This is a genomic window from Achromobacter sp. JD417 (genome assembly GCF_041879325.1).
Taxonomy (GTDB): Bacteria; Pseudomonadota; Gammaproteobacteria; order Burkholderiales; family Burkholderiaceae_B; genus Achromobacter; species Achromobacter mucicolens.
On sequence record NZ_CP087159.1, the window covers coordinates 381,446 to 405,771 of the forward strand.

The window sequence follows — 24,326 nt, forward strand, 5'->3', positions numbered from 1 at the left end:
CAGGCGTGCGGGTTTGCCCCTCAAGCCCTTGCTGCACCGCATTCACAAGCCCCCCTGTGGCCCTTTTGTCAGGCGGCTGTGCCTACAATGGCGAGCACCGGGTGACTGCCCGATTTCCCTTTGCCGGATCTCCAAATTGAACCCCATGTCTTTCCTCCGCTACGCCGTATTCGGCGTGGGGATGGCGCTTAGCGCCGCGGCGGCTTCGGCCCCGATCTTTGTCCTGAACTCCCTGGACGCCAACGTCAGCATCATCGACCCGGCCACCTACAAGGAACTGCGCCGCGTACCCACGGGCAAAGAGCCGCATCACCTGTATCTGACGCCCGATGAAAAGTCGCTCATGGTGGCCAACGCCACGGGCGACACCATCACGTTGATGGATCCCAAGACGGGCGACGTGCAGCGCACGCTGACCGGCATCGTCGATCCCTACCAGTTGCAGTTCTCGCCGGACATGAAGTGGTTCGTCACGGCGGCCAACCGCCTGGACCACATCGACATCTATGCCTGGAAGCCGCTGGAAAAAGGCTTTGACCTGACGCTGGTCAAGCGCATCCAGGCGGGCAAGACGCCCAGCCACATCATGATCGACAAGCACAGCACGACGGCCTACGTCACGCTGCAGGACAGCGATCAGCTCATCGCCATCGATCTGGCCACGCAGACGCCCAAGTGGACGGTGTCCGTCGGCAAGACGCCCGCCGACGTGTTCCTGACGCCCGACCAGAAGACGCTGCTGGTGGCGTTGACCGGCGACTCGTACGTGGAAGCCTATGACGTCAGCAACGGCCCGGCCAAGCTGGTCAAGCGCATCCAGACCGCACCGGGCGCGCACGCCTTCCGGGCGCAGGGCGACCACCGCCACCTGTTCGTCAGCAACCGCACCGCCAACTCCATCAGCCGCATCGACATGCAGACGCTGACGGTCGTGGACACCTTCCAGGTGCCGGGCGGCCCGGACTGCATGGACGTGCTGGCCGACGGCAAGACGCTGCTGGTCACCTCGCGCTGGGCGCGCAAGCTCACGGTGGTGGACCTGGAACAGAAGAAGGTCGTCAATCAGGTGCCCGTGGGCAAGTCGCCGCACGGCGTCTGGACGTTGAACCATGCGCCGACCCGCTAAGGGAGCGGTCCGCTTCGCGGCCCTGTGCCTGGCGCTGACGACCGCGGCGGCCGGCGCGGCGCCGCAGGCCACCTGCGACAAGCCCGTGTACCTGACGTTCGACACCGGTCACATGGGCGTTGCCCCGCTGGTGGCCGACGTGCTGGCCCGCCATCAGGTCAAGGTCACCTTCTTTCTGGCCAACGAACGCACGCTGACCGACGGCGCCAGCCTGGACGACGTCTGGGCGCCCTGGTGGAAGGCGCGCGCCGCCGAAGGCCATGCCTTCGGCTCACACACCTACGACCACGTCTATTGGCAGGGCGACCTGCCGGGCGGCAAGTTCCGCGTCAAACCCAGCGCCGGTCCCGACGCGGGCAAGCGCGCCGAGTGGACGGCCGAGCAGTATTGCGCCGAGATCCGCCGCCCCGCCGAGCGGTTCCGCCAGATGACGGGCAAGGCCATGCTGCCGCTGTACCGCGCGCCCGGCGGCAAGACCTCGCCCGCGCTGCTCAAGGCGGCCAAGGCCTGCGGTTTCGAGCACGTGGGCTGGTCGCCGGCGGGCTTCCTGGGCGACGAGCTGCCCAGCGACAAATACCCCAATGCCAAGCTGCTGGACCAGGCGCTGCGCACCATCAAGCCCGGCGACATCCTGCTGGCCCACCTGGGCATCTGGTCGCGTCAGGATCCCTGGGCGCCCGCCGTGCTGGAACCGCTGATTGAAGGTTTGCAGCGCAAGGGCTATTGTTTCGCTACCTTGAACACCCATCCGGCCTATCGCGACTGGATCGCCACGCATCACTGATCATGGATACGCTTAGCCAACTCTTCGGGGAATGCCAGCAATGGCTCTTCGAGACGGCGATTCAGCCCGCGCTGTTCCATCTGGGCCTGAGCAACTTCATCGAAGACGGCTACGACGCCACCATGTGGCTGCTGGTGGGCCTGCTTCAAATCGCGGTGCTGGTGCTGGTCTTCGGGCCCCTGCAGCGCCTGCGTCCCGTGGAACCGGTCACCGACCGCCGCCAGATCGGCATCGACGTGCTGTACACGCTGATCCACCGCCTGGGCGCATTCCGGCTCGTGCTGTTTTTCACCATCGATCCCTTCTGGGACAGCGTCTTCGGGCAGCTTCACGTGTGGGGCTTCGCGCCCTTCCAGCTGGATCAGTACTGGCCCGGCGTGACGGACAAGGCGTGGGTCAGCCTCATCATCTACCTGCTGCTGTTCGATGCGGTGGATTACTTCTACCATCGGGCCCAGCACCGCTTCGGCTGGCTGTGGGCGCTGCATGCCGTGCATCACAGCCAGCGCCAGATGACCATCTGGAGCGACGACCGCAACCACCTGCTGGACGACATGCTGCGCGACGTGCTCATCGTGTTCGTGTCGCAACTGGTGGGCGTGCCGCCCGCGCAGTTCGTGATGGTGGTGGCCATCACCCAGCTTGCGCAGAGTTTTTCGCACGCCAACCTGCGCATGCATTTCGGCGCGCTGGGCGAGCGCCTTCTGGTCAGCCCGCGTTTTCATCGCCATCACCATTCCATTGCCTACGACGCCTCCTCGCCAGGGCCGGCCGGCGGCTACAACTTTGCCGCGCTGTTTCCGATCTGGGATGTCGTGTTTCGCACCGCGCGCTTTGGCGTCGGGTACGGCCCCACGGGCATCCACGACCAGCAGGCCGAACTGGGCGGGCGCGACTATGGCCGGAGTTTCTGGTCGCAGCAATGGCTGGGCATCAAGCGCATGATCGGCCGCGACCGCGAACCTGCCGCGCCGCCGGTGCCGCCCGCCGGCGCCGAACGCGCATGAAAAACCCCCGCAGCTGGCTGTCCAGCGGCGGGGGCGAATCGGGTAGCGGCCGGATAACTGCCAGGCCGCCACGCGGCAATCAGGCGCCCGGCGTGTCGTGCGTGGTTTCGCGCTTGATCTCGCCGTGGCGGCGTTCCATTTCCTGACGCAGTTCGCGGCGCAGGCCGGCCGCCTTGAAGCGCTGCTTTTCCTCGTGCGTGCGCGGCTCCAGCGGCGGCACCGCTGTCGGGGCGCCCTTGTCGTCCACCGCAACCATCGTGAAATAGCAGCTGTTGGTGTGACGCACCAGCTTCTTGCGGATGTCCTCGGTCACGACCTTGATGCCGATCTCCATCGACGTGCGGCCCGTGTAGTTCACGGCCGCCAGGAACGTCACCAGCTCGCCCACGTGGATCGGTTCGCGGAACACCACCTGGTCCACGGACAGCGTCACGACGTATTGGCCGGCGTACCGGCTGGCACAGGCGTAGGCCACCTGGTCCAGATACTTGAGGATGGTTCCGCCGTGTACGTTTCCTGAGAAATTCGCCATGTCTGGCGTCATCAGGATGGTCATCGACAATTGGTGGCTAAAGGCGTCGTCCATGGCGGGCGGCTCATTCATCAATAAAAGGCTAATGGTAGCGGCAGGCGCATGACATCGCGCCGTATTTCCACGGCGGATCAGGGTTTCTTGGGGGGCGGCGCGGGCGGCGTCTCTGCGGCGGCCGCCGGTTGGCCGGCCCCCGGATCGCCGGCCGCACCTTCCTCACCTTCCGTTGCGATCCGGCTCACGGCCGGGGGCGTCCACAGCCCATCGCGCACCGCCGGACCCGGGATGTAGACACGCAGCAGCATGCCGACCGGACCGGCCGCGGGGATCGGCAGCCAGTTGGACTGGTCCTCGGGCGCCGGCGCGGTGTTGCTGAAAATCAGGTCCAGCGAGCCGTCCGAGTTGTAGCGCAGCGGATCGCGGCTGCCGAGCGCGTGGCGGTTGACCGGGTTGGGCACGGGCATGCCCTGGCCGTCGTAGGCGGCCAGCGACCAGAACGCGCCCGTGTCGGGCAACTGGTCGCTGGCGATATGCAGCGTATATGCGTGGGCGCCGTCCAGCAGCGCGCCTTCGCTGTCGGTGGCCAGCACTTGCACGGTCAGGTCCTCGGGCAACCCGCTGCCCGGCTGGGCCTGCGCGGCCAGCGCGCGGCGCAGCCAGTCGTTGCCGTACACGCCGACGCTGGCGGTTTCCTGCAGCCAGCCGTTCGTGGCGCGCAGCGAGTGGCCTGCCGCGGCCGCCATGCGGTCGCGCGCCGCGCGCACGCCGCGGCGCATGCCCTGCTTGGCGGAATGGTCAAGCTTGTCGAAGTCGAACGGGCGGCCCGGCGCCAGGCCCACCCGCCGCAGCAGAACGAGGACGGGCTGGTCCGTGGCGTGTGGCGGATGCTTGCGCAGCAACTCGGCCGCATAGGTGAAGAACGCGTCGGTCGGCATGGCGTCTACCTGTTCGCTTGCCGGAATCTTCAGATCGAGGGACGGGTCCGGCTTCGGGCGCGGCGCCTGCGCGGGCAGGTTCCATTGCGCCAGCGGCGTCACGGCGAAGCCGTCCTGCAACGCGTTGACCGTCGCCTGGTCGGCGCCGCCGCGCGTGTCGATCAGCACCTTCGCCCAGACGTGGGCGGTGGGCGCATCGATGCGGGCCATGCCGGAGGGCAGCGTGCCGGTCCAGCCGGGCGGCACGATGGCGGTGTTGCCCTTCGCCGTGCCGGTGGTGCGTTTGCCCAGCGTCGCGAAGACGTCGGTCCACATATCAAGCAGCGTCAGCGTGTACCGGCGGCCCGCCGTGTCGGGCGCGGACAGCACGACGGGTCCGTCGGTCAGGTCCAGCCAAGCCGTGCTGCGCAGCACATCGAAGTTCGACCACGGCGTGGCCTCGCCCGCGCGGGGCAGGGTGCGCACGTGCGCGAAGGTGTTGGGCGCAGCGCCTTGCGACCCTTGCGCCGGATGGGTGAACTGGCGGCGCGTCAGGTCCATGACGACCAGCGGATAGAAATACAGATAGCCTTCCATCGCCGCCTGCTGCGCCGCCTCGGTGGCGGCGGCGGCGGGAGACTGGGATGCGGGCGCCGCGTGGACGGACGCCTGCGGCGCCAGCACGCAGGGCGCGATGGCCAGCGACAGGGCAAGGGTTCGGGCCAAGGGGGCAAGGCGGCGCATCGGCGCTCCAAGTCATGCAATGCCGGGCATCGTAGCAGTGCTGCACTGCGACAAAATCTGCGAAGTAAGCGCCTTTTGCCGTCAAATTCAGACCAGAGCGCCGGTCTGACGCGCCAGCAGGCATGGCGTACCCCATATTGAAGGCCTATACTTCCTCACATTCCCTTGGAAGTTGTAGGGCTTTTTGCCCTAGTCGTTTTCGCTTCCTTCATTCACCAGGAGAGGAGTGCTTCATGGTCAACATGAATCGCCGCCAGTTCTTCAAGGTGACCGGTGCGACGCTGGCGGGCTCCAGCCTGGCCATGCTGGGGGCTGCCCCCGGCACGGCCATGGCCGAGGTGCGCCAGTTCAAACTTGCGCGCATGACCGAAACGCGCAACACCTGTCCCTACTGTTCGGTCGCCTGCGGTTTGCTGATGTATGGCCTGGGCGATGGCTCGAAGAACGCCCGCGCCAGCATCATGCACATCGAAGGCGACCCCGACCATCCCGTCAATCGCGGCACCCTCTGTCCGAAGGGCGCGGCCCTGATCGACTTCATCCATAGCCCGAACCGCCTGAAGTATCCGGAATACCGGGCACCCGGCTCGGACAAATGGGTTCGGATGTCGTGGGACGAAGCCCTGACCCGCATCACCAAGCTCATGAAGGCCGACCGCGACGCGAACTTCGTCGAGAAGACCGCGGACGGCAAGACGGTAAACCGGTGGCTGACCACCGGCATGCTGGCCGCCTCGGCAAGCAGCAACGAGGTCGGTTACATCACGCACAAGACTGTGCGCAGCATGGGGATGCTGGCGTTCGACAATCAAGCCCGTGTCTGACATGGCCCGACGGTGGCAGGTCTTGCCCCGACGTTTGGCCGTGGAGCGATGACGAACCATTGGGTCGACATCAAGAACGCGGACATAGTTTTGATCATGGGCGGCAATGCCGCCGAGGCCCACCCTTGCGGGTTCAAATGGGTCACTGAAGCCAAGGCCCACAACAAGGCCAAGTTGATCGTCGTGGATCCGCGCTTTACGCGTTCGGCATCCGTGGCGGACTTCTACGCGCCCATACGTACCGGCACCGACATCATCTTCCTGGGTGGCGTCATCAAGTACCTGTTGGATAACGACAAGATCCAGCATGAGTACGTGCGCAACTACACCGACTTTTCGTTCATCGTGCGCGAGGACTTCGCGTTCGACGCGGGCCTGTACTCGGGCTACAACGCCGAAAAGCGCACCTACGACAAGCAAAGCTGGGACTACGAGCGCGGCGACGACGGCTACGTCAAGACCGATCCCACGCTGCAGCATCCGCGTTCGGTGTACCAGTTGCTCAAGAAGCACTACTCGCGCTACACGCCCGAAATGGTCGAGCGGGTCTGCGGCACGCCCAAGGACAAGTTCCTGAAAGTGTGCGACATGCTCGCGTCCACGGCCACCACCAACCGGGCCGCCACGATCCTGTACGCGCTGGGCTGGACGCAGCACTCCATCGGCTCGCAGATCATCCGCACCGGCGCGATGGTGCAGCTGCTGCTGGGCAACATCGGCATCGCCGGCGGCGGCATGAACGCGCTGCGCGGGCACTCGAACATCCAGGGCCTGACCGACCTGGGCCTGATGTCGAACCTGCTGCCGGGCTACATGACGCTGCCCAACGAGCCCGAGCAGGACTACGCCAAGTACATCGACACGCGCACGCTCAAGCCGCTGCGTCCCAACCAGCTGAGCTACTGGCAGAACTATCCCAAGTTCCACGTCAGCCTCATGAAGGCCTGGTGGGGCGGCGCGGCCACCGCCGAGAACAACTGGGCGTTCGACTACCTGCCCAAGCTGGACAAGCTGTACGACATGCTGCAAGTCTACGAGCTGATGGTCCAGGGCAAGATGAACGGCTACATCGCCCAGGGCTTCAACCCGCTGGCTGCGGCGCCCAACAAGGCCAAGCTGAACGACGGCTTTGCCAAGCTCAAGTTCCTGGTCATCATGGACCCGCTGGTCACGGAAACGTCCGAGTTCTGGCGCAACGCCGGCGAGGCCAACGACGTGGATCCGTCCAAGATCCAGACCGAGGTCTTCCGCCTGCCCACCACCTGTTTTGCCGAGGAAGACGGCGCGCTGGTCAACTCCGGCCGCTGGCTGCAATGGCACTGGAAGGGCGCCGAACCCCCGGGCGAGGCCAAGAGCGACATCGAGATCATGGCGCTCATCTACACGCGCCTGCGCAAGCTGTACCAGGACGAGGGCGGCAAGTATCCCGATCCCATCGTCAACCTGTCGTGGCCGTATGCCAATCCGCAGAATCCCACGGCCGAGGAACTGGCCAAGGAATACACGGGCCGCGCGCTCGTCGACCTTGCGGATCCCAGGGATCCGGCGAAGATCATGCGTCGCGGCGGCGAGCAGCTTGCAGGCTTTGCCGAGCTGCGCGACGACGGCTCCACGGCCAGCGGCTGCTGGATCTTCGCGGGCGCCTGGAGTCCCAGCGGCAACCTCATGGCCCGCCGCGACAATAGCGACCCCACCGGCATCGGCCAGACCCTGAACTGGGCCTGGTCGTGGCCGGCCAACCGCCGAATCCTGTACAACCGCGCCTCCTGTGACCTGCAAGGCAAGCCGTTCGATCCGCGGCGCAGCGTCGTGTCCTGGAACGGCCGCGCCTGGGTGGGCGCCGACATCCCCGACTTCAAGGGCGACGAGAACCCGGCGGGCGGCATGGGGCCGTTCATCATGAACCCGGAAGGCGTGGCGCGCTTCTTCGCGCGGGCAGGCATGGCCGAGGGCCCATTCCCGGAACACTACGAGCCCTTCGAAAATCCGCTGGGATACAACCCGCTGCATCCGAAGGCCAAAGGCGTCACCAGCAACCCGGCCGCGCGCATCTTCAAGGATGACCTGGCGGCGATGGGCACGGTGGAGAACTTCCCGTATGTGGCCACCACGTACCGGCTGACGGAACACTTCCACTACTGGACCAAGAACGTCCGCATCAACGCGATTCTGCAGCCCGAGCAGTTCGTGGAGATCGGCGAGGCGCTGGCCAAGGAGCTGGGCATTCCCAATGGTTCGCGCGTGAAGGTGTCGTCCAACCGTGGCTACATCAAGGCGGTGGCGCTCGTCACCAAGCGCATCCGTCCGCTCGTCATCGAGGGCAAGACGGTGCACCAGGTCGGGATTCCGATCCACTGGGGTTTCGTGGGCATCGCCAAGCCGGGCTTCCTCGCCAACACCCTGACGCCATTCGTGGGCGACGGCAACTCCCAGACACCGGAGTTCAAGTCGTTCCTGGTGAAGGTCGAAAAGGTATAGGAGAACCGACATGTCAATGCAATCCCTGGACATCAAGCGGCGCTCCGCCACCACCACGCCGCCGCCGGGCATCCGTGAACCCGTCACGGGCTCGGTCGCCAAGCTGATCGACGTCTCCAAGTGCATCGGCTGCAAGGCCTGCCAGAGCGCCTGCATGGAGTGGAACGACCTGCGCGACGAAATCGGCGTCAACGTGGGCGTCTACGACAATCCGGCCGACCTCACCGAGCATTCCTGGACCGTCATGCGCTTCTCGGAATTCGAGAACCCTGCCGGCGACCTGGAATGGCTGATCCGCAAGGACGGCTGCATGCACTGCGAGGATCCGGGCTGCCTGAAAGCCTGTCCCTCGCCGGGCGCCATCATCCAGTACAACAACGGCATCGTGGATTTCCACGAGGAAAACTGCATCGGCTGCGGCTACTGCATCACCGGCTGTCCGTTCAACGTTCCGCGCATCTCCAAGAAGGATCACAAGGCGTACAAGTGCACGCTGTGTTCCGATCGCGTGGCCGTCGGCATGGAGCCCGCGTGCGTCAAGGCCTGTCCCACCGGCGCCATCGTCTTCGGCACCAAGGACGACATGCACCAGCATGCGGCCGAACGCGTCGAGGACCTGAAATCGCGGGGCTTCGCGCAGGCCGGCGTCTACGATCCGCCGGGCGTGGGCGGCACGCACGTCATGTACGTGCTGCATCACGCCGACCAGCCGGGGCTGTACCACGGCTTGCCCGCCGATCCGCAGATCAGTCCGATGGTGTCGCTCTGGAAGGGGCTGGCCAAGCCGCTTGGCCTGGCCACGATGGCGCTGACCGCGCTGGCGGGCTTCTTCCACTATGCGCGTGTCGGCCGCAACGAAGTGACCGAGGAAGACGAACGCCGAGCCGAAGAGGAGGTGCGCCATGAGTGAAGAACACCACTATCGCCGCATCAAGCGCTACACCCCGGGCGAGCGCACCAACCACTGGATCATCGCGCTCACGTTCATCCTGCTCGCGCTGTCCGGGCTGGCGCTCTTTCATCCGTCGATGTACTGGCTGACCAATCTGTTCGGGGGCGGGCCCTGGACACGCATCCTGCATCCGTTCATCGGGGTGGTGATGTTCGTGTGCTTTGCCGTGTTCGCCGGACACATGTGGCGCCACAACCTGCTGACGCGCGCGGACCGCCAGTGGCTCAGGCAGCTCAACGACGTGGTCGAGAACCGCGAGGAAAAGCTGCCCGAGGTCGGCAAGTACAACGCCGGCCAGAAGCTGCTGTTCTTCGTGCTGATCCTGTGCATGCTGGGGCTGATGGTCAGCGGCATCGTGATCTGGCGCGAATATTTCGCGTTCTACTTCCCGATCTGGGTGGTCCGCGCCGCATCGGTGCTGCACTCGGTTTGTGCGCTGGTGCTGATTTGCGCGATCATTGTGCATATTTACGCGGCGATCTGGGTAAAGGGGTCGCTCACGGCAATGCTGCGCGGCTATGTCACCGCCGGCTGGGCGTGGAAACACCATCGCGCCTGGTTCCGGGAGCAGGTGAAGAAATAGTTTTTTGGTCCGGCATGTCGTGATCGCACGGCTGTTATCCTCTTCGCAGGCTGGCAGCCGTGTTTGTTTTTCTGGAGACGAGAATTGCAGCGAATCCTTCCGCGCGGCGAGATCGAAGCGCTAGACCATAACGCCATTCCCCGCATCACCCTGCCGGAGCGGCAAACCGTCTTTGCCGCGCGGGCCGCGCGACTGCGCCAGCTGGCCGAGGGCAATCCGGTGGGCGACTACCTGCTGCTGATGGCGCATCTGGTCGACGCCCAGCACCGCGCGCTGCAGGACTGCGCCGCGCCGCCCGCCACTGAAGACCGCATTTCGCTGGCGCAGACGCATGGCATGCCGCCGCTGCAGGCCGTGGGCTGGCCCCGCGACCCGCTGTGGCGCCGCATCCTGGGCCAATTGCTGGACGACGTGTCGCGCGCGCCAGGCGTGCCTGCCGAGGCCATCGATGTCTGCGCCGCGCTGCGCCGCGCGCTGGACGACGACCCCGAATCGCTCGAAGACCTGGCCCAGGCCGTGCTGTCCGAACAGGACGAGGGCGTGGACAGCGCCGCCGCGCCCTTCGTCATGGCCGCGCTGCAGGTCTACTGGACGGACCTTGCCAACCGCTTCGATCCCAAGCAGCTGCCTGTCGCCAGCCCGTTTGGGGTCTGTCCGGTCTGCGCCAGCCTGCCCGTGGCCAGCATCGTCCGCGTGGGCGGCCAGTACGAGGGCTACCGCTACCTGTGCTGCAGCCTGTGCGCCACGCAATGGCACATGGTGCGCGTGAAATGCTCGCATTGCGAAGACGTCGAGAAGGTCGCCTACCAGGCCATCGAGGGCCGCACGCCCGCCATCAAGGCCGAAACCTGCGACAACTGCCACACGTATCGCAAGATCTTCTATCAGGACAAGGACCTGTACGTGGAGCCGGTGGCCGACGACCTTGCCAGCCTGATGCTGGACGTGCTGGTGGGCGAGGCAGGGTATTCGCGGTCCAGCGGCAATCCGCTGCTGTGGCATGGCGCGCAGGACTAGCGCCTCTCGATGACGGAGTCTCGCATGGCCGATCAACTGTCCGGGGCCGGCCTGGCCGCGGCATCCGACATCCCTTCGCTGGACCGCCTATTGAACGCCGAGGCGCTGCGGCCGGCGCTGGCAACCCACGGCCGCACGCAGGTGGTGGCCGCCTTGCGCCGCGACCTGGAGGCGCTGCGCAAACGCGCGCTGGACGGCGGCGTGCCGCGCCACGAGCTTGACGCGGCCGCCGTGGCGGCGCGCACGTCGGCAGCGCTGGACGAGGCCGCGCGGCCGCGCTTGCGCGCGGTCTACAACCTGACCGGCACCGTGCTGCACACCAACCTCGGCCGCGCGCTGCTGCCCGACGAAGCGGTGGCCTCGGTGCTGCGCGCGCTGACTTCGCCGGCCAACCTGGAGTTCGACCTGGACACGGGCGGGCGCGGCGATCGCGACGACCTCATCGACGAACTGCTGTGCGAGCTGACCGGGGCCGAGGCGGCCACGGTGGTCAACAACAATGCGGCCGCGGTGCTGCTGATGCTGAACGCGCTGGCGGACCGCCGCGAAGTGGTGGTGTCGCGCGGCGAGCTGGTCGAGATCGGCGGCGCGTTCCGAATCCCGGACATCATGAAGCGCGCGGGCGCCAAGCTGGTCGAAGTGGGCACCACCAACCGCACGCACGCGGCCGACTACGAGAACGCCATCGGCCCGCGGACCGCGATGCTGATGAAGGTGCATTGCAGCAACTACGCGGTGACCGGCTTCACGAAAAGCGTGGACGTGGCCGACGTGGCCGCGCTGGCGCACGCGCGCGGGCTGCCCGCCACGGTGGACCTGGGCAGCGGCACGCTGGTGGACCTGACGCAGTTCGGATTGCCCAAGGAAGACACCGTGCGCGAAACCATCGCGGCGGGCGCCGATCTGGTTACGTTCAGCGGCGACAAGCTGCTGGGCGGGCCGCAGGCGGGCCTCTTGGTAGGCCGCGCCGACCTGATCCGCAAGATCAAGAAAAATCCCCTCAAGCGCGCGCTGCGCGTGGGCAAGCTCACGCTGGCCGCACTGGAACCGGTGCTGCAGCTGTACCGCGCGCCCGAATTCCTGGCGCAGCGCCTGACGACGCTGCGCCTGCTGACCCGCCCCATGCGCGATATCCAGCCGCAGGCCGAACGGCTGCGCGGCGTGCTGGCGCATGCGGCAGGGCCCAGCTATGCGGTGGAAGCGGTGCCGATGTTCAGCCAGATCGGCAGTGGTGCGCTGCCGATCGACCAGCTTCCCAGTTACGGACTGGCGGTGCGCCACGCGGGCAGCGGCCGTCCCGGGCGGCATCTGGACCGGCTTGAGACGCTGCTGCGGCGGCTGCCGGTACCCGTCATCGGCCGCATCGCGGATGACGCGTTGTGGCTGGACTTGCGCTGCCTGGAAGACCGCGACGAAGCGGCCTTCACGGCGCAACTGGCGGAGCCGCTGGCATGATCGTCGGCACCGCGGGGCATATCGACCACGGCAAGACGACGCTTGTTCGGGCGCTGACGGGCGTGGACACGGACCGGCTGAAGGAAGAGAAGGCGCGCGGCATTTCCATTGAACTGGGCTACGCCTACACGCCGCTCGCCAATGGCGAGGTGCTGGGTTTCATCGACGTGCCCGGCCACGAAAAGCTCGTGCACACGATGGCGGCCGGCGCCAGCGGCATCGATTTCGGGCTGCTGGTGGTGGCGGCGGACGACGGTGTCATGCCGCAGACGCGCGAGCATCTGGCGATTCTGTCGATGCTGGGCGTGGGGCGCGGCGTGGTGGCGCTGACCAAGACGGATCGCGCGGACGCCGCGCAACTGGACCGCGTGCGCGGCGAGATCGAAGCGTTGGTGCAAGGCACGTTCCTGCAAGGCGCGCCGGTGTTTGGCACGAGCGCGGTCCACGCGGGCCAGACGACGCAGGCGGCGCGGCCGGCGCAAGCGGTGCATTCGGCTCAAGCGGATTCTGCGGCGCAGTCGGGTGACCCGGGGGTAGCGGCGCTTAAAGATTATCTGCACGCGCAGGCCGAGGCGGTGGCGCGGCGCGAAGCCACCGGTCTCTTTCGATTGGCGGTGGATCGCGTGTTCACCTTGTCCGGCCACGGCACGGTGGTGACCGGCACGGCGCATGCCGGCCAGGTTCGGGCGGACGACGACACTGTCGATCTGCGGCTGATGCCGGCCGGCACGCGGGTGCGGGTGCGTGGCATCCATGCGCAGAATCAGCCCAGCGAGACGGGCTCGGCCGGGCAGCGGTGCGCCTTGAACCTGGCGGGCATCGACAAGAGCGCCATCTCACGCGGCGACTGGATCGCGGACGCGCGCGGCTTCCTGCCCTCGAAGCACGTGGATGTGGCGCTGACGCTACTGCCGTCGGCAGATGCGCCGGTGCGGGCCTGGGCGCCGCTGCACGTGCATATGGGCGCGGCGCGCCACGTGGCGCATGTGGTGCCGATCAGTGCGGAGTCGCTGCAGCCGGGGCAGTCGGGGTGGGTGCAACTGGTGTTTGACGAGCCGGTCTGCGCGATGCCGGGTGATCGCTTCATCGTGCGCAATGCGCAGGCGACGCGCACGGTGGGCGGCGGCCGGGTGCTGGATCCGAATGCGCCGGACCGGAAGCGCCGCGCGGCGTCGCGGCTGGCGGGGTTGCAGGCGTTGTCCGAGATGCTGGATGGCGGCGGTTTGCAGCCGGTGCTGGCGCACGCGCCGCAGGGCCTGGATGAGGCCGCACTGCAGCGGCTGACGGGCCGGCCGGTCAATGAGATCACGACGCCGGCGGGCGCGCGCTGGATCGAGCCTCGCCATGCGCAGGGATCTCGCACGCTGATCCTGGCGCCGCATTGGGCGGCGCTGCGCGAGCGGGCCGAAGCGGCGCTGGCGGCGTTTCACCAGGGCGCGCCGGACGAACCGGGTCCGGACAGCGCGCGGCTGCGGCGCATGGCAATGCCGGCGATGCCGGACACGCTCTGGACGTCGCTGCTGGAAGAACTGCAAGGCGACGGCCGCATCGCGCGCAATGGTCCGTGGCTGCATCTGCCATCGCATACGGCGACGCTGGGACAGGCCGAATCGGCGCTGGCGGCGCGGCTGTTGCCGCTGCTGGATGAGGGCGCATTCGATCCGCCGTGGGTGCGCGATCTGGCCCGGATGCAGAACGTCTCCGAGGACGCGGTGCGCCAGTTGCTGCGCAAGCTGTTGCGGCGGGGGGAAGTGGCGCAGGTGGTGAAGGATCTTTTCTATCACCGCGATCAGGTGCGCAAGCTGGCGGCGCTGGCGGCGGACCTGGCGGGGCAGCCGCAAGGACTGAATGCGGCGGTGTTCCGGGACGCGACAGGGCTGGGCCGCAAGCGGGCGATCCAGATCCTGGAGTTCTTCAATCGGGTGGGCTATACGCGGCGCGTGCGGGATACGCATGTGCTGCGGGGCGAAAGCGCCTATGCAGCCATGCAGCAGCGCGCCGAGCCGGTATCATAGGCGGTCCGCGACGGAAGGCATTCGTGCCCGGCGGCACGGCCGGGCTTCAAACCCGGTTGGGGGCGTCAGACGTTCCCAGGTAGGTTCGACTCCTGCTGCCTTCCGCCAGTTTTTTTTGTGGGGCGTTGGCGTTCTTCTGCGGATGCAGGTTCCAAGGTTTCCTTCTTCGGGTGTCTGACACGCCTGGATATTCGCCCTGCCGTGTTTGTTCTTGCCCGCGCTGTGGTGGTTCTTCTGCCGCCCGCGGCGTCGCGGGGTCCGCGTTGCGGGCCTCCGATGGCGGTCCGGAGCCTTCGCTCCGGACGCTCCCGTGCTCATCCTCGTCCGCCTTCGGCTCCCTTCGGATTCCGCCGGGCGCCATCTAAACGGCCCGCAACACGGACCCCGCGCCACCACGTGCTGGGTCCGTGAGTGATCGGGAGGTCGCTGCGCTCGCTTGCTGTCACAGGTCTCACAGGTGTCTGACACCCCATGAGACACCGGCTCATAACGGCACGATGCGCCTCGGGGTGTCTGACACCTTCCCACACTCCATCACTCTCCTTCAACTGCGCAGCATGCGCGTTACCACGCCACTTACGCTGTGCGAGGTCCAGTCCAGTTCGCCCAGGTGCCAATAGCGGATCGTGCCGCCGCGGTCGACCAGGTAGTTGGCGGGCAGGCCGGCGGCGTCCCATTTTTTGGAGGCGGTGCTGTTGCGGTCGTGCAGGACCGCGCCGGCGACGGGCCATTTTTTCAGGAAGGCGGTGATCTTGGCGGGGGATTCGCCGACGTTGACGGCGATGAGGCGCAGGCCTTCTTCGCGGTGGCGTTTGGCCATGGTGGACATGATGGGAATCTCGTCGCGGCAGGGGTCGCACCAGGTGGCCCAGAAGCTGACGATGACCACGTTGCCGCGCCAGGAAGAGAGCTTCAGTTCGCGGCCGGACAGGTCCGGCAGGACGAGCGGCGGCGTGGGAGCGGTCCACGGGGCCCAATCGGGACCGGTGGCGGTCTTCAAGGCGGAGTCGCTGGCGGCGCGGGCCCAGGCGGGCAGGGCCGCCAGCGACAGGCTGGTTTGCAGGAGACGGCGGCGGCTGATCAAGGCGGACTCCCGCAAGGAAGTGGCGGTCAGATGGCGATGGGTCTGGCGGTGATGCGGTAGCTGAAGCTGTCGGGATCGAGGCTGTCCAGGCGGCCGGCGGCGGTTTCGCCGTTGGGATACATGAGGAACGGGATGGGGCCGTGCGCGGTGCCGGGCAGGACGACGTCGTGGCCGTGGTTGTAGGCGACCCAGTTCATTTCCCATGCGCCGAACAGCATGACGCGCGCGGCGCGGACCTTGGCGTCGGTAAGCGGAAGTTCGCCCGGCGGTTCCTCCAGCATGACCTTGCGCACGTCGGCCGGGTCGACGGGAATCCAGCCATAGCCGGCGGCGTAGAACTCGGCGCGGCAGTGCTGGGCGCGGGTGACGTCGCCGGCCTTGCCCAGGCTCTTGTAGCCGAGTTGCGAGTTGTCCACGCGCAGGCCGTAGGCGTCGCGCGCGGGGATGCCGGCGGCGCGCGCCAGTGCGACGAAGAGCGCGTTGATGTCGGCGCATTTGCCGTTCAGGTCGTTGGCGGTGAGCATGTAGCGCACGTCGCCGGTGCCGCAGCCGCGCGTGGACGCAGTGCGGCAGGTGTTTTCGACCACCCAGTCGTAGATGGCGCGGGCGCGCGCCAGGTCGCCCTGGTGGCCTTGGGTGATGCGGTCGGCGGTGGTTTTGACGATGCCGTCGGTGGGCAAGAGGGCGGTCGGTTGCAGGTATTCGCGCAGCGCGGCTGCGTTCTCGCGCGCGGCGTCGGCGGGAGGGGGCTGGGTCAGGTCGACGCGGCGGTTGCGGGTCTGGAAGCGGCTGGTGAGCGTGATGGTGCGGGGCGACTGTGCGTCGGGCCATTGGACGGCGAGCATCTGGACGTCGTAGCCGGGCGCGCGGGTCAGCGTGGCGACGCCGCCGCCGCTGGCCTGCCAGGTGTTCTGCACGCCGCGCTGGTAGGACGTGTCGGTCGCATAGGGCACGGGCAGCCAGATTCGGGTGTGGGCGGCGGGGTCGGTGATGCTGACGGCGGTGGTCAGTTCGTAGGTGCGCCACGCGGTGGCGACCGGAGTCTGCTGGGCGCGCGCGGCGTGCGGCAGCACGGCGGTGGCGGCAGTGGCGGCGCACGCGGCGCCCGAGAAACGGAGAAAGTGTCGGCGATCCATGAAGCCCCCACGCACGGTGAAGATTGGCTATCGGTGCGCCCGTGGCCGGGCGGCCGTCCGTTGCTGCATGCGATCGATCATAGGGCCAATCGCGGGGGCGGTGCTATCCTTTTTCGATTGTTTCCACGGAGATAGAGATGACCCAGGATGTTGCGTCCTCGAACGTGCCGCGCCTGACTTCGTTGTCGCATGGCGGCGGCTGCGGCTGCAAGATCGCGCCGGGCGTGCTGTCGGCGCTGCTGGCGCGGTTCGGTCCCGCGGCCAGTTATCCGAACCTGCTGGTGGGCACCGAAACCGCCGACGATGCGGCGGTGTATCGGCTGAACGATGCGCAGGCGCTTATCGCCACGACGGACTTCTTCATGCCGATCGTGGACGATCCCTTCGACTTTGGCCGCATCGCCGCCACCAACGCGCTGTCGGATGTGTATGCGATGGGCGGCACGCCGATCATGGCGCTGGCGATCGTGGGCATGCCGATCAACGTGCTGCCGCACAGCGTCATCGCTGAAATCCTGAAGGGCGGCGAATCGGTGTGCGCGGATGCGGGCATTCCGGTGGCCGGCGGGCACAGCATCGATTCGGTCGAACCCATCTATGGCCTGGCCGCGATGGGATTGGTCCACCCGGACAAGATCAAGCGCAACGCCGACGCGCGCGCGGGCGATGTGCTGATTCTGGGCAAGGGCCTGGGCGTGGGCATCCTGTCGGCGGCATTGAAGAAAAACCGGCTCGACGTGGACGGCTATCGCGTGATGATCGACACGACGACGCGGCTCAATCGCCCCGGTCCCGCGCTCGCCGCGCTGGACGGTGTGCATGCGATTACCGACGTGACGGGGTTTGGGTTGTTGGGCCATGCGCTGGAGATGGCGCGCGGCGCTAAGCTCACCGCCCGCGTGCGGCTGGCGGCGCTGCCGTGGCTGCCGGGCGTGCAGGAATTTGCCGCCGATGGCGTGATCACGGGCGCCTCGGGCCGGAACTGGGCGTCGTATGGGGAATCGGTGCGTCTGGGGGCAGGGGTTTCGGACACGCAGCGGGCGTTGCTGACCGATCCGCAGACCTCGGGTGGCCTGCTGGTGTCGTGCGCACCCGAGGCGGTCGATGCGGTGCTCAAGATCTTCCATGAGCAGGGCTTCGATCAGGCTGCCGTGATCGGCGAGATGACCGCTGGCGAACCGCAGGTCGTGGTGGACTGACCGGCGAATCGCGCGGCCGCCTCGCATGCGCGGCCGCGCCGCTTGGTTTGCTGCAACGCGCGGCCCTGGCGGCGCGTAGTTTCAATCGGGCAGATCGCGCGCCGTCGCGGCTGCCTGTTCCACCAGCCATTGCGTGACGACGTCCGCGTCGGGCGTGCTGCGGCGCGCATTGCGCACCAGCCAGTAGGCGTGTTCGGTGGCGCAGGCCTTCGGGCTGCCCACAACCTCCAGCCGCCGGTCCGCCAGCATGGGCGCGATCAACGCCAGCCGCCCCAGCGCGATGCCGTGTCCCGCCAGCGCCGCGTGCACGATCTGATCGTATTGATTGAAGCGCAGCATGCCCTTGGCGCGCACGCGCCCCAGCCCGCGCGCGCTCAACCATTCCGACCATTGCAGCCACGGACGCGTGGGATCGTCGAACTCCAGCAGGACGTGGCGCGCCAGTTCGCGGGCGTCCAGTTCGCGGGCCTTGAGCGAAGGATGCGCCACGGGCACCACCGATTCCCCGAAGAGCCACAGTGCGCCGTCGGGCACCGTGTTGCGCTCGCTGTAGCGGATGGCGATGTCGACGGCTTCGCGGTCGATGTCGATCAGCCGGTTGTCGGCGGCCACGCGCACATCGATGTCCGGATGCGCCGCCTGAAAGTCGCCGAGCCGGGGCAGCAGCCACAACGAGGCTACGCCGATGGTGGTGGTGACCGTGACGGGCGTGCGCCGCTCGGGCGCGCGCAGTTGCTCGGTCAGGTCGCCCAGCTGGCTCAGCCAGACGTCCGCCATGCGAAAGAGCTGCGCGCCCTCGGCGGTGAAGGTGACGCTGCGAAACCCCCGCACCAGCAGCGGCACGCCCAGGTGCGCTTCCAGCGCGCGAATCTGGCGGCTGACGGCCGACTGCGTGACGTGCAGGTCCTGGGCGGCGAGCGTGATGCTCATGCGCCGGCCCACGGCGACGAAGCCGCGGACGAGATCAAGCGGGGGCAGTTTCGCTAAGGGGTATGGCATTCGTAAAACTCATGCGTATCGGGCGGAAATGTCGCTTGAGCAATAGTACGCCGGGGCGTCCAATATGACTCAGACGTTAGGTGACCGGGACAAAATCCCGGCCGCCCGCCGCGATAGCCGCTGCCGCGGCCAGGAGGTACGCCATGATCCAGTTATGTTGCACTGCGGGAATGTCATTCCGTTTGGCCGGCGGCTCGACTATGCTGCTCAAGCGCGCCTCGGGCGTTCGCATCGTGTGTCACGCCGGCGCCTTGTGGATATCCGAATACCGCCGCTTCGACGACAGCGTGCTTCAAGCGGGCCAGACCCTGACCGTGGATAGCGATCGCGACGTCGTCATCAGCGGCCTGCCGGATGCGCAGGTCGCGCTACTTTCCCTGGGGGGGCGGCAGGTGCAGTGTGCCGCCGCTTCGCCTTGCCATGCAGGCCAACTGGAGTTCCTGTGATGACTGCGTCCTTGCCCGATACGCCCCGGATCGAAATGTGGTTCGATTTCGCCAGCCCCTACAGCTATCTGGCAATCGAGCGCATCGATGCGCTGGCCCAGGAAGCGGGCGTCGAGGTCGACCTGCGGCCTTTCCTCTTGGGGCCGATCTTTCAGGCGCAGGGCTGGAACGACACGCCGTTCCGGTTGTTCCCCGGCAAGGGCGCGTACATGATGCGCGACATTGCGCGGCTGGCCGACAAGTACGGCGTGGTCTACAACCGCCCGCGCATGTTCCCGCGCATGAGCGTGCTGCCGGCGCGCATCGCGCTCTTGGGCGAGGACGAGCCGTGGGGCCGCGATTTCTGCGTGGCGGTGTTCCGGGCGAACTTCCAGCACGACCTGGATATCCAGGCCGAGGACGTGGTGCACGAGCTGCTCTCGGGCCTGTCGCTGGATGCCGACGCGCTCATCGCCCGCGCCAAGACCGAAGGCGCCAAGGAGGCGCTGCGCAAGCGCGTGGACCGCGCGCGCAACCTGGGGCTATTCGGCGCGCCCACCTTCTTCGTGGAGGGCGAAATGTTCTGGGGCAACGACCGTCTGGAAGACGCGCTGGAATGGACCCGCCGCACCGCGCCCGCCAGCGCCTGGTCGCCGCGGCCGCCTCGCTAGGGCAGGCTCTCCGTTCCGCCACGGCCATCAACCACGCACCGCAAGATTTCTCGTCAACGCTTCATCAGCAATGAAAAACGCAAGCAGCGCCTATCGCGGCGCGCCCATGCCGGGCGGCCGCTCGTTCACGCAATTTCGCGCCGCCCGCATCCGGCGGGTGTCCTTTCAGTGGAAACTGGCCGAACGGGCCGCGGTCCAGGACGACACCATGCCCAGCGGCAGCGGCCGTGGCAAGCTGCGCTAGCCCTTGGTCACCGGTCCGACGTTCGCCCACTCTTCATCGGAATAGAGCCGTGAGCGCAACAGAAAGCGCTTGCCCTCGGCGCTGTCCAGCGAAAAGGCGCCGCCGCGTCCCGGCACGGCATCGATGACCAGCTGGGTGTGCTCCCAGTACGCGAACTGGTCCTCGCCGATCCAGAACGGGCACCCTTCCAGGTCGCCCAACAGGACGTCCGAGCCGCCGACCATGAACTCGCCTTGCGGATAGCACATGGGCGAGCTGCCGTCGCAGCAGCCGCCGGACTGGTGGAACATCAGCGGACCGTGCTTGGCCCGCAGGGTGTCGATCAGGTGGCGCGCCTCGTCTGTCGCCACCACGCGTGGCGTGTGCTCTGCCATGGCTGGATTCCTTGCAGGCGCGCCGGGGCAGGCCCGGCGCGCAGGACAGGCCGCGGCAAGCGGCCCGGGGTTGGCGAATCAAGCTTGGCGGATCAGAAGAACCCCAGCTTCTTGGGCGAATAGCTCACCAGCAGGTTCTTCGTCTGCTGGTAGTGGTTGAGCATCATCTTGTGGTTCTCGCGTCCGATGCCCGATTGTTTGTAGCCGCCAAATGCCGCGTGCGCCGGATAGGCGTGATAGCAGTTGGTCCACACCCGGCCCGCCTTGATCGCGCGGCCCATGCGGTAGCACGTGTTGGCCTCGCGCGACCACACGCCGGCGCCCAGGCCATAGAGCGTGTCGTTCGCCAGCGCCAGCGCGTCATCCGCATCCTTGAACGTGGTGACCGCCACGACCGGTCCGAAGATTTCTTCCTGGAACACGCGCATCTTGTTGTGGCCCTTGAACACCGTGGGCTGCACGTAGTAGCCGCTTTCCAGCGCGCCCTGCATCTGCGCCCGCGAGCCCCCGGCCAGCACGTCCGCCCCTTCCTGCTTGCCGATGTCCAGGTACGAAAGGATCTTCTCGAGCTGTTCGGTGGAGGCCTGCGCGCCGATCATGGTGTCGGCGTCCAGCGGGTTGCCCTGCTTGATCTCGGCCACGCGTTTCAGCGCGCGTTCCATGAACTTGTCGTAGAGCGATTCCTGGATCAGCGCGCGGCTGGGGCACGTGCACACTTCGCCCTGGTTCAGCGCGAACATGACGAAGCCCTCGATCGCCTTGTCCAGGAAGTCATCGTCCTGCGCGGCCACGTCGGCAAAGAAGATGTTGGGGGACTTGCCGCCCAGTTCCAGCGTGACCGGAATGATGTTCTGCGACGCGTACTGCATGATGAGGCGGCCGGTGGTGGTTTCGCCGGTGAAGGCGATCTTGGCGATGCGCTTGCTTGAGGCCAGCGGTTTGCCGGCTTCCAGGCCGAAGCCGGTCACCACGTTCACGACGCCCGGGGGCAGGATGTCGCCGATCAGTTCCATCAGCAGCAGGATGCCCAGCGGCGTCTGTTCGGCGGGTTTCAACACCACGCAATTGCCCGCCGCCAGCGCGGGTGCAAGCTTCCAGGCGGCCATCAGGATGGGGAAGTTCCACGGGATGATCTGTCCGACCACGCCCAGCGGTTCGTTGAAGTGGTAGGCCACTGTGTCTTGATCGATCTCGGACAGCCCGCCTTCCTGGCTGCGGATGCACGAGGCAAAGTAGCGGAAGTGGTCGATGGCCAGGGGAATGTCGGCGGCGCGGGCCTCGCGGATGGGCTTGCCGTTGTCCCAGGTTTCCGCCGTGGCCAGGCGTTCCAGATTGGCTTCCATCACGTCCGCAATTTTCATGAGCATGCGGGCGCGCTCGGCGGCCGGGGTCGCACCCCATTTGGGCGCGGCGCGGTGCGCGGCGTCCAGCGCCAGTTCGATGTCGCGCTCTTTCGAGCGCGCGTGGCGGGTCAGCGTCTCGCCCGTGACCGGGGTGACGTTGTCGAAGTATTCGCCATCCGCGGGCGACTGCCATTTGCCGTCGATGAAATTGTCGTACTGCGTCCTGAGGTCCAGGCGGGTGCCATAGGTCTGCGGGGTAACGCGGGTCGCGATGTCCATGCTTGTCTCCGTATCGTTGGGATGGCGGCAGTGGGCTGCCTGTCCTGCATCAAGCAAAACGCATGCCAGTCGGGGCATCCCGGCTGGACAGCCCGTCCCACGCGTGCGAAAGTAGTTTTTCCGCCTTCAGTGTCGCAATCTGCGACGTTGTCGCGAAACAGGTGTCGCAGCACAGGCGTCGCAGAACGCCGCTCCCAGGAGACATACATGGCCTCTTACTCCCGTCGGCAGACGCTGACGCAGGCACGGCTGCTTTTTAACCAGCAGGGCGCGGTGCCGGGCGGCATGGTTGCCGAACCGATCCTGCGTTCCTGGCGCCGCTGCGCCGACCTGGGCTTTGACATGCGCGGCGTGCGCCGCGCCGAACTCATGACGCAGAGCGAACTGCGCGAAGCGCAGCAGCGAAACGAAGCGCTGCGCCGCATGTCCGAACCCGCCATCGCGTATTTGCGCCACCAGGCGGGCGGCAGCGGCAACCTGGTCATCCTGTCGGACGCGCAGGGCCTGGTGCTGGACTCGGACGGCGACACGGGCTTTGCGCATCGCGCCTCGCGCGTGGCCCTGATGCCGGGCGCGCCCTGGGACGAGGCCGCCGCCGGCACCAACGCCATCGGCACCGCGCTCGTCGAAGGCCGTCCGATTGCCGTGCATGGCGCGGAACACTATTTCGAACCCAATCGCATCCTGACCTGCGCGGCCGTGCCCATCACGGACAGCGAAGGCCGCACCGTGGGCGTGCTGGATCTGTCCAGCCAGGCCCGCGACGTGCGTCCGGATGTGCTGGCGCTGGTGCGCGGGGCGGTGGACCGCATCGAACACCAGCTGTTCGAAGGCGCCTATGAACAATGCACGGTGCTGCGCCTGCATGCCGACCTCGCGGGGCTGGGTCAGCCCGGCGAAGCGCTGCTCGCATTTCAGGGCGACCTGCTGGTCGGCGCCAACCGCCGTGCGCTGCATGCGCTGGGGCTGGCGGCCACTGCGCTAGGCGTGTACCGCTACGCGGACGTGTTCGACGGCGATATCGGACGTGGCCCGGATGCCGCGGGCCGCGTGCACACGCGGACCGGCGCGGTCTATCACGCGCGCCTGCGCATGCCGCGCACGCGCCCGCCCAAACCCCCCGCCACCCCGGCGCTGCGTGCGCCCGGCGCCGCCGCCAAGATGCCCGCGCCCAGCTTTGACGCCGCCACGCTAGGGGCCCTGGCGCGCGCCGTGCACCTGGCGGACGCGGGCGTGTCGATTCTGCTGCAGGGCGAAACCGGGGTGGGCAAGGAGGTGTTCGCGCGGCAGATCCATGCGCGCGGCCAGCGGGCCGCCGGGCCCTTCGTGGCGGTGAACTGCGCCGCGCTGCCCGAGAGCCTGATCGAATCGGAACTCTTCGGCTACGAGGAAGGCGCCTTCACCGGTGCGCGCCGCCAGGGCAGCAAGGGCCTGCTGCGGCAGGCGCACGGCGGCGTGCTGTTCCTGGACGAGATCGGCGACATGCCGCTCCTGTTGCAATCGCGCCTGTTGCGCGTGTTGCAGACGCGCGAGGTCTCGCCCTTGGGCGCGGCGCGGCCCATCGCGGTGGATTTCACGCTGGTGTGCGCGACGCATCGGCCGCTTGCCCATGAAGGTCCGGACGCGCCGGTGCGGCCCGACCTGTACTTTCGCATCGCCGAATACACCGTCACGCTGGAGCCCTTGCGCGCGCGGGCCGACCGCCTGGAATTGCTGCGCGATCTGTGGGCGGCGCAGGGCGCCGGTCCGGCGCTGCCGCCTGCCATCGAAGCCGTCCTCGCGGCGTATTCGTGGCCGGGCAATTACCGTCAGCTGGCGTCCGTGCTGCGCACCCTGCATGTGCTGGCCGGGCCGGCGGGCGGGGTGGATGCCGACATGCTGCCAGCGGAATTGCGCGGTGCAGCGAGCGTCGCGAAGCGGGAGATACCCGCGCCGGGCGCCGCAACGTCAACGCCCGCGCCGGCCGGTGCAGCCGGCGACCTGCACGCCATGACCGATGCCGCCATCCGCAGCGCCCTCGAGGCGCACGGCGGCAGCGTCAGCCGCGCGGCGCGCGCGCTGGGCGTGCACCGCAGCACGGTGTACCGGCGCGCTTCCGCATTGGGGCTGGCGCGGCCGAAATAACCGCTGCCAGCGCCCTG

General features: G+C 67.4%; 21 protein-coding genes and 1 tRNA gene. 15 read left to right on the plus strand and 7 right to left on the minus strand.

From position 1 onward, the window contains the following. Positions 1-145 precede the first annotated feature (145 nt). The 3 genes from LN047_RS01740 to LN047_RS01750 are packed head-to-tail and all read left to right on the plus strand — an operon-like array spanning position 146 to position 2,917. A complete protein-coding gene (locus LN047_RS01740; protein WP_373981028.1) occupies positions 146-1,126 on the plus strand; it encodes a YncE family protein in 981 nt (326 codons plus the stop codon). Beyond that, positions 1,110-1,910: a polysaccharide deacetylase family protein gene (locus tag LN047_RS01745; protein WP_280004133.1), complete on the plus strand. Its 801-nt coding sequence runs from the start codon at positions 1,110-1,112 to the stop codon at positions 1,908-1,910. Before LN047_RS01740 ends, LN047_RS01745 begins: the two co-directional genes overlap by 17 nt. A 2-nt stretch (positions 1,911-1,912) precedes the next feature. Then, complete coding sequence (locus LN047_RS01750) at positions 1,913-2,917, plus strand: sterol desaturase family protein (RefSeq protein ID WP_056319322.1); 1,005 nt, start codon at positions 1,913-1,915, stop codon at positions 2,915-2,917. 79 nt (positions 2,918-2,996) lie between these two features. Here LN047_RS01750 and LN047_RS01755 read toward each other — a convergent pair whose 3' ends face one another. Further along, a complete protein-coding gene (locus LN047_RS01755; protein ID WP_056319320.1) occupies positions 2,997-3,503 on the minus strand; it encodes an acyl-CoA thioesterase in 507 nt (168 codons plus the stop codon). 77 nt (positions 3,504-3,580) lie between these two features. Then, positions 3,581-5,107: a DUF1254 domain-containing protein gene (locus LN047_RS01760; protein WP_373981029.1), complete on the minus strand. Its 1,527-nt coding sequence runs from the start codon at positions 5,105-5,107 to the stop codon at positions 3,581-3,583. Between the two features lie 233 nt (positions 5,108-5,340). Here LN047_RS01760 and fdnG point away from each other — a divergent pair, with 233 nt between their 5' ends. The 7 genes from fdnG to LN047_RS01795 all read left to right on the plus strand — a co-directional run bounded on the left by fdnG (position 5,341) and on the right by LN047_RS01795 (position 14,539). After that, a complete protein-coding gene (gene fdnG / locus LN047_RS01765) occupies positions 5,341-8,409 on the plus strand; it encodes a formate dehydrogenase-N subunit alpha (protein ID WP_373981030.1) in 3,069 nt (1,022 codons plus the stop codon). A 10-nt stretch (positions 8,410-8,419) separates the two neighbouring features. Beyond that, positions 8,420-9,319, plus strand: a complete 900-nt coding sequence (gene fdxH, locus LN047_RS01770) for a formate dehydrogenase subunit beta (RefSeq protein WP_056319313.1) — start codon at positions 8,420-8,422, stop codon at positions 9,317-9,319. Beyond that, positions 9,312-9,944 (plus strand): formate dehydrogenase subunit gamma, encoded by a 633-nt coding sequence (locus tag LN047_RS01775; RefSeq protein WP_279214654.1) that lies wholly within the window; start codon positions 9,312-9,314, stop codon positions 9,942-9,944. Before fdxH ends, LN047_RS01775 begins: the two co-directional genes overlap by 8 nt. Positions 9,945-10,028: 84 nt before the next feature. Continuing rightward, positions 10,029-10,961, plus strand: a complete 933-nt coding sequence (gene fdhE / locus LN047_RS01780) for a formate dehydrogenase accessory protein FdhE (protein ID WP_063953043.1) — start codon at positions 10,029-10,031, stop codon at positions 10,959-10,961. Positions 10,962-10,985: 24 nt separating this feature from the next. Then, positions 10,986-12,416 carry an L-seryl-tRNA(Sec) selenium transferase gene (gene selA, locus LN047_RS01785; protein ID WP_373981031.1) on the plus strand — a complete coding sequence of 477 codons (1,431 nt, stop codon included), beginning with the start codon at positions 10,986-10,988 and terminating at the stop codon, positions 12,414-12,416. Then, positions 12,413-14,431, plus strand: coding sequence for a SelB C-terminal domain-containing protein (locus tag LN047_RS01790; RefSeq protein WP_373981032.1), 2,019 nt, complete (start codon positions 12,413-12,415; stop codon positions 14,429-14,431). Before selA ends, LN047_RS01790 begins: the two co-directional genes overlap by 4 nt. Positions 14,432-14,443: 12 nt before the next feature. Beyond that, positions 14,444-14,539, plus strand: a tRNA-Sec gene (locus LN047_RS01795). Between the two features lie 436 nt (positions 14,540-14,975). Here the strand turns inward: LN047_RS01795 and LN047_RS01800 are convergent. After that, complete coding sequence (locus LN047_RS01800) at positions 14,976-15,515, minus strand: TlpA family protein disulfide reductase (protein WP_373981033.1); 540 nt, start codon at positions 15,513-15,515, stop codon at positions 14,976-14,978. A gap of 26 nt (positions 15,516-15,541) precedes the next feature. Beyond that, positions 15,542-16,651 (minus strand): transglutaminase-like domain-containing protein, encoded by a 1,110-nt coding sequence (locus LN047_RS01805; protein ID WP_373981034.1) that lies wholly within the window; start codon positions 16,649-16,651, stop codon positions 15,542-15,544. A gap of 137 nt (positions 16,652-16,788) precedes the next feature. On the opposite strand from LN047_RS01805, the gene selD reads away from it, so the two are divergent. Beyond that, entirely contained in the window at positions 16,789-17,850 is a 1,062-nt protein-coding gene (gene selD / locus LN047_RS01810) for a selenide, water dikinase SelD (RefSeq protein WP_373981035.1), read from the plus strand. An 81-nt stretch (positions 17,851-17,931) separates the two neighbouring features. Here the strand turns inward: selD and LN047_RS01815 are convergent, their stop codons facing one another. Further along, positions 17,932-18,849, minus strand: coding sequence for a LysR substrate-binding domain-containing protein (locus LN047_RS01815; protein WP_062840093.1), 918 nt, complete (start codon positions 18,847-18,849; stop codon positions 17,932-17,934). Positions 18,850-19,019: 170 nt separating this feature from the next. On the opposite strand from LN047_RS01815, the gene LN047_RS01820 reads away from it, so the two are divergent. The 3 genes from LN047_RS01820 to LN047_RS01830 all read left to right on the plus strand — a co-directional run bounded on the left by LN047_RS01820 (position 19,020) and on the right by LN047_RS01830 (position 20,189). Further along, the gene (locus LN047_RS01820) at positions 19,020-19,295 is read left to right on the plus strand and encodes a DUF2917 domain-containing protein (RefSeq protein ID WP_056319478.1); all 276 of its coding nucleotides are present in this window, start codon (positions 19,020-19,022) and stop codon (positions 19,293-19,295) included. Further along, entirely contained in the window at positions 19,295-19,945 is a 651-nt protein-coding gene (locus tag LN047_RS01825) for a 2-hydroxychromene-2-carboxylate isomerase (RefSeq protein WP_373981036.1), read from the plus strand. The genes LN047_RS01820 and LN047_RS01825 overlap by 1 nt, the downstream gene beginning before the upstream one ends. A gap of 70 nt (positions 19,946-20,015) precedes the next feature. Further along, positions 20,016-20,189 carry a hypothetical protein gene (locus LN047_RS01830; RefSeq protein ID WP_373981037.1) on the plus strand — a complete coding sequence of 58 codons (174 nt, stop codon included), beginning with the start codon at positions 20,016-20,018 and terminating at the stop codon, positions 20,187-20,189. Here LN047_RS01830 and LN047_RS01835 read toward each other — a convergent pair. Next, positions 20,186-20,563, minus strand: coding sequence for a DUF779 domain-containing protein (locus tag LN047_RS01835; protein WP_056319287.1), 378 nt, complete (start codon positions 20,561-20,563; stop codon positions 20,186-20,188). The genes LN047_RS01830 and LN047_RS01835 overlap by 4 nt on opposite strands. 92 nt (positions 20,564-20,655) lie before the next feature. Beyond that, a complete protein-coding gene (adh, locus tag LN047_RS01840; RefSeq protein WP_373981038.1) occupies positions 20,656-22,185 on the minus strand; it encodes an aldehyde dehydrogenase in 1,530 nt (509 codons plus the stop codon). A 207-nt stretch (positions 22,186-22,392) separates the two neighbouring features. Here adh and LN047_RS01845 point away from each other — a divergent pair, with 207 nt between their 5' ends. After that, entirely contained in the window at positions 22,393-24,309 is a 1,917-nt protein-coding gene (locus LN047_RS01845; RefSeq protein ID WP_373981039.1) for a sigma-54-dependent Fis family transcriptional regulator, read from the plus strand. Positions 24,310-24,326: the final 17 nt, after the last annotated feature.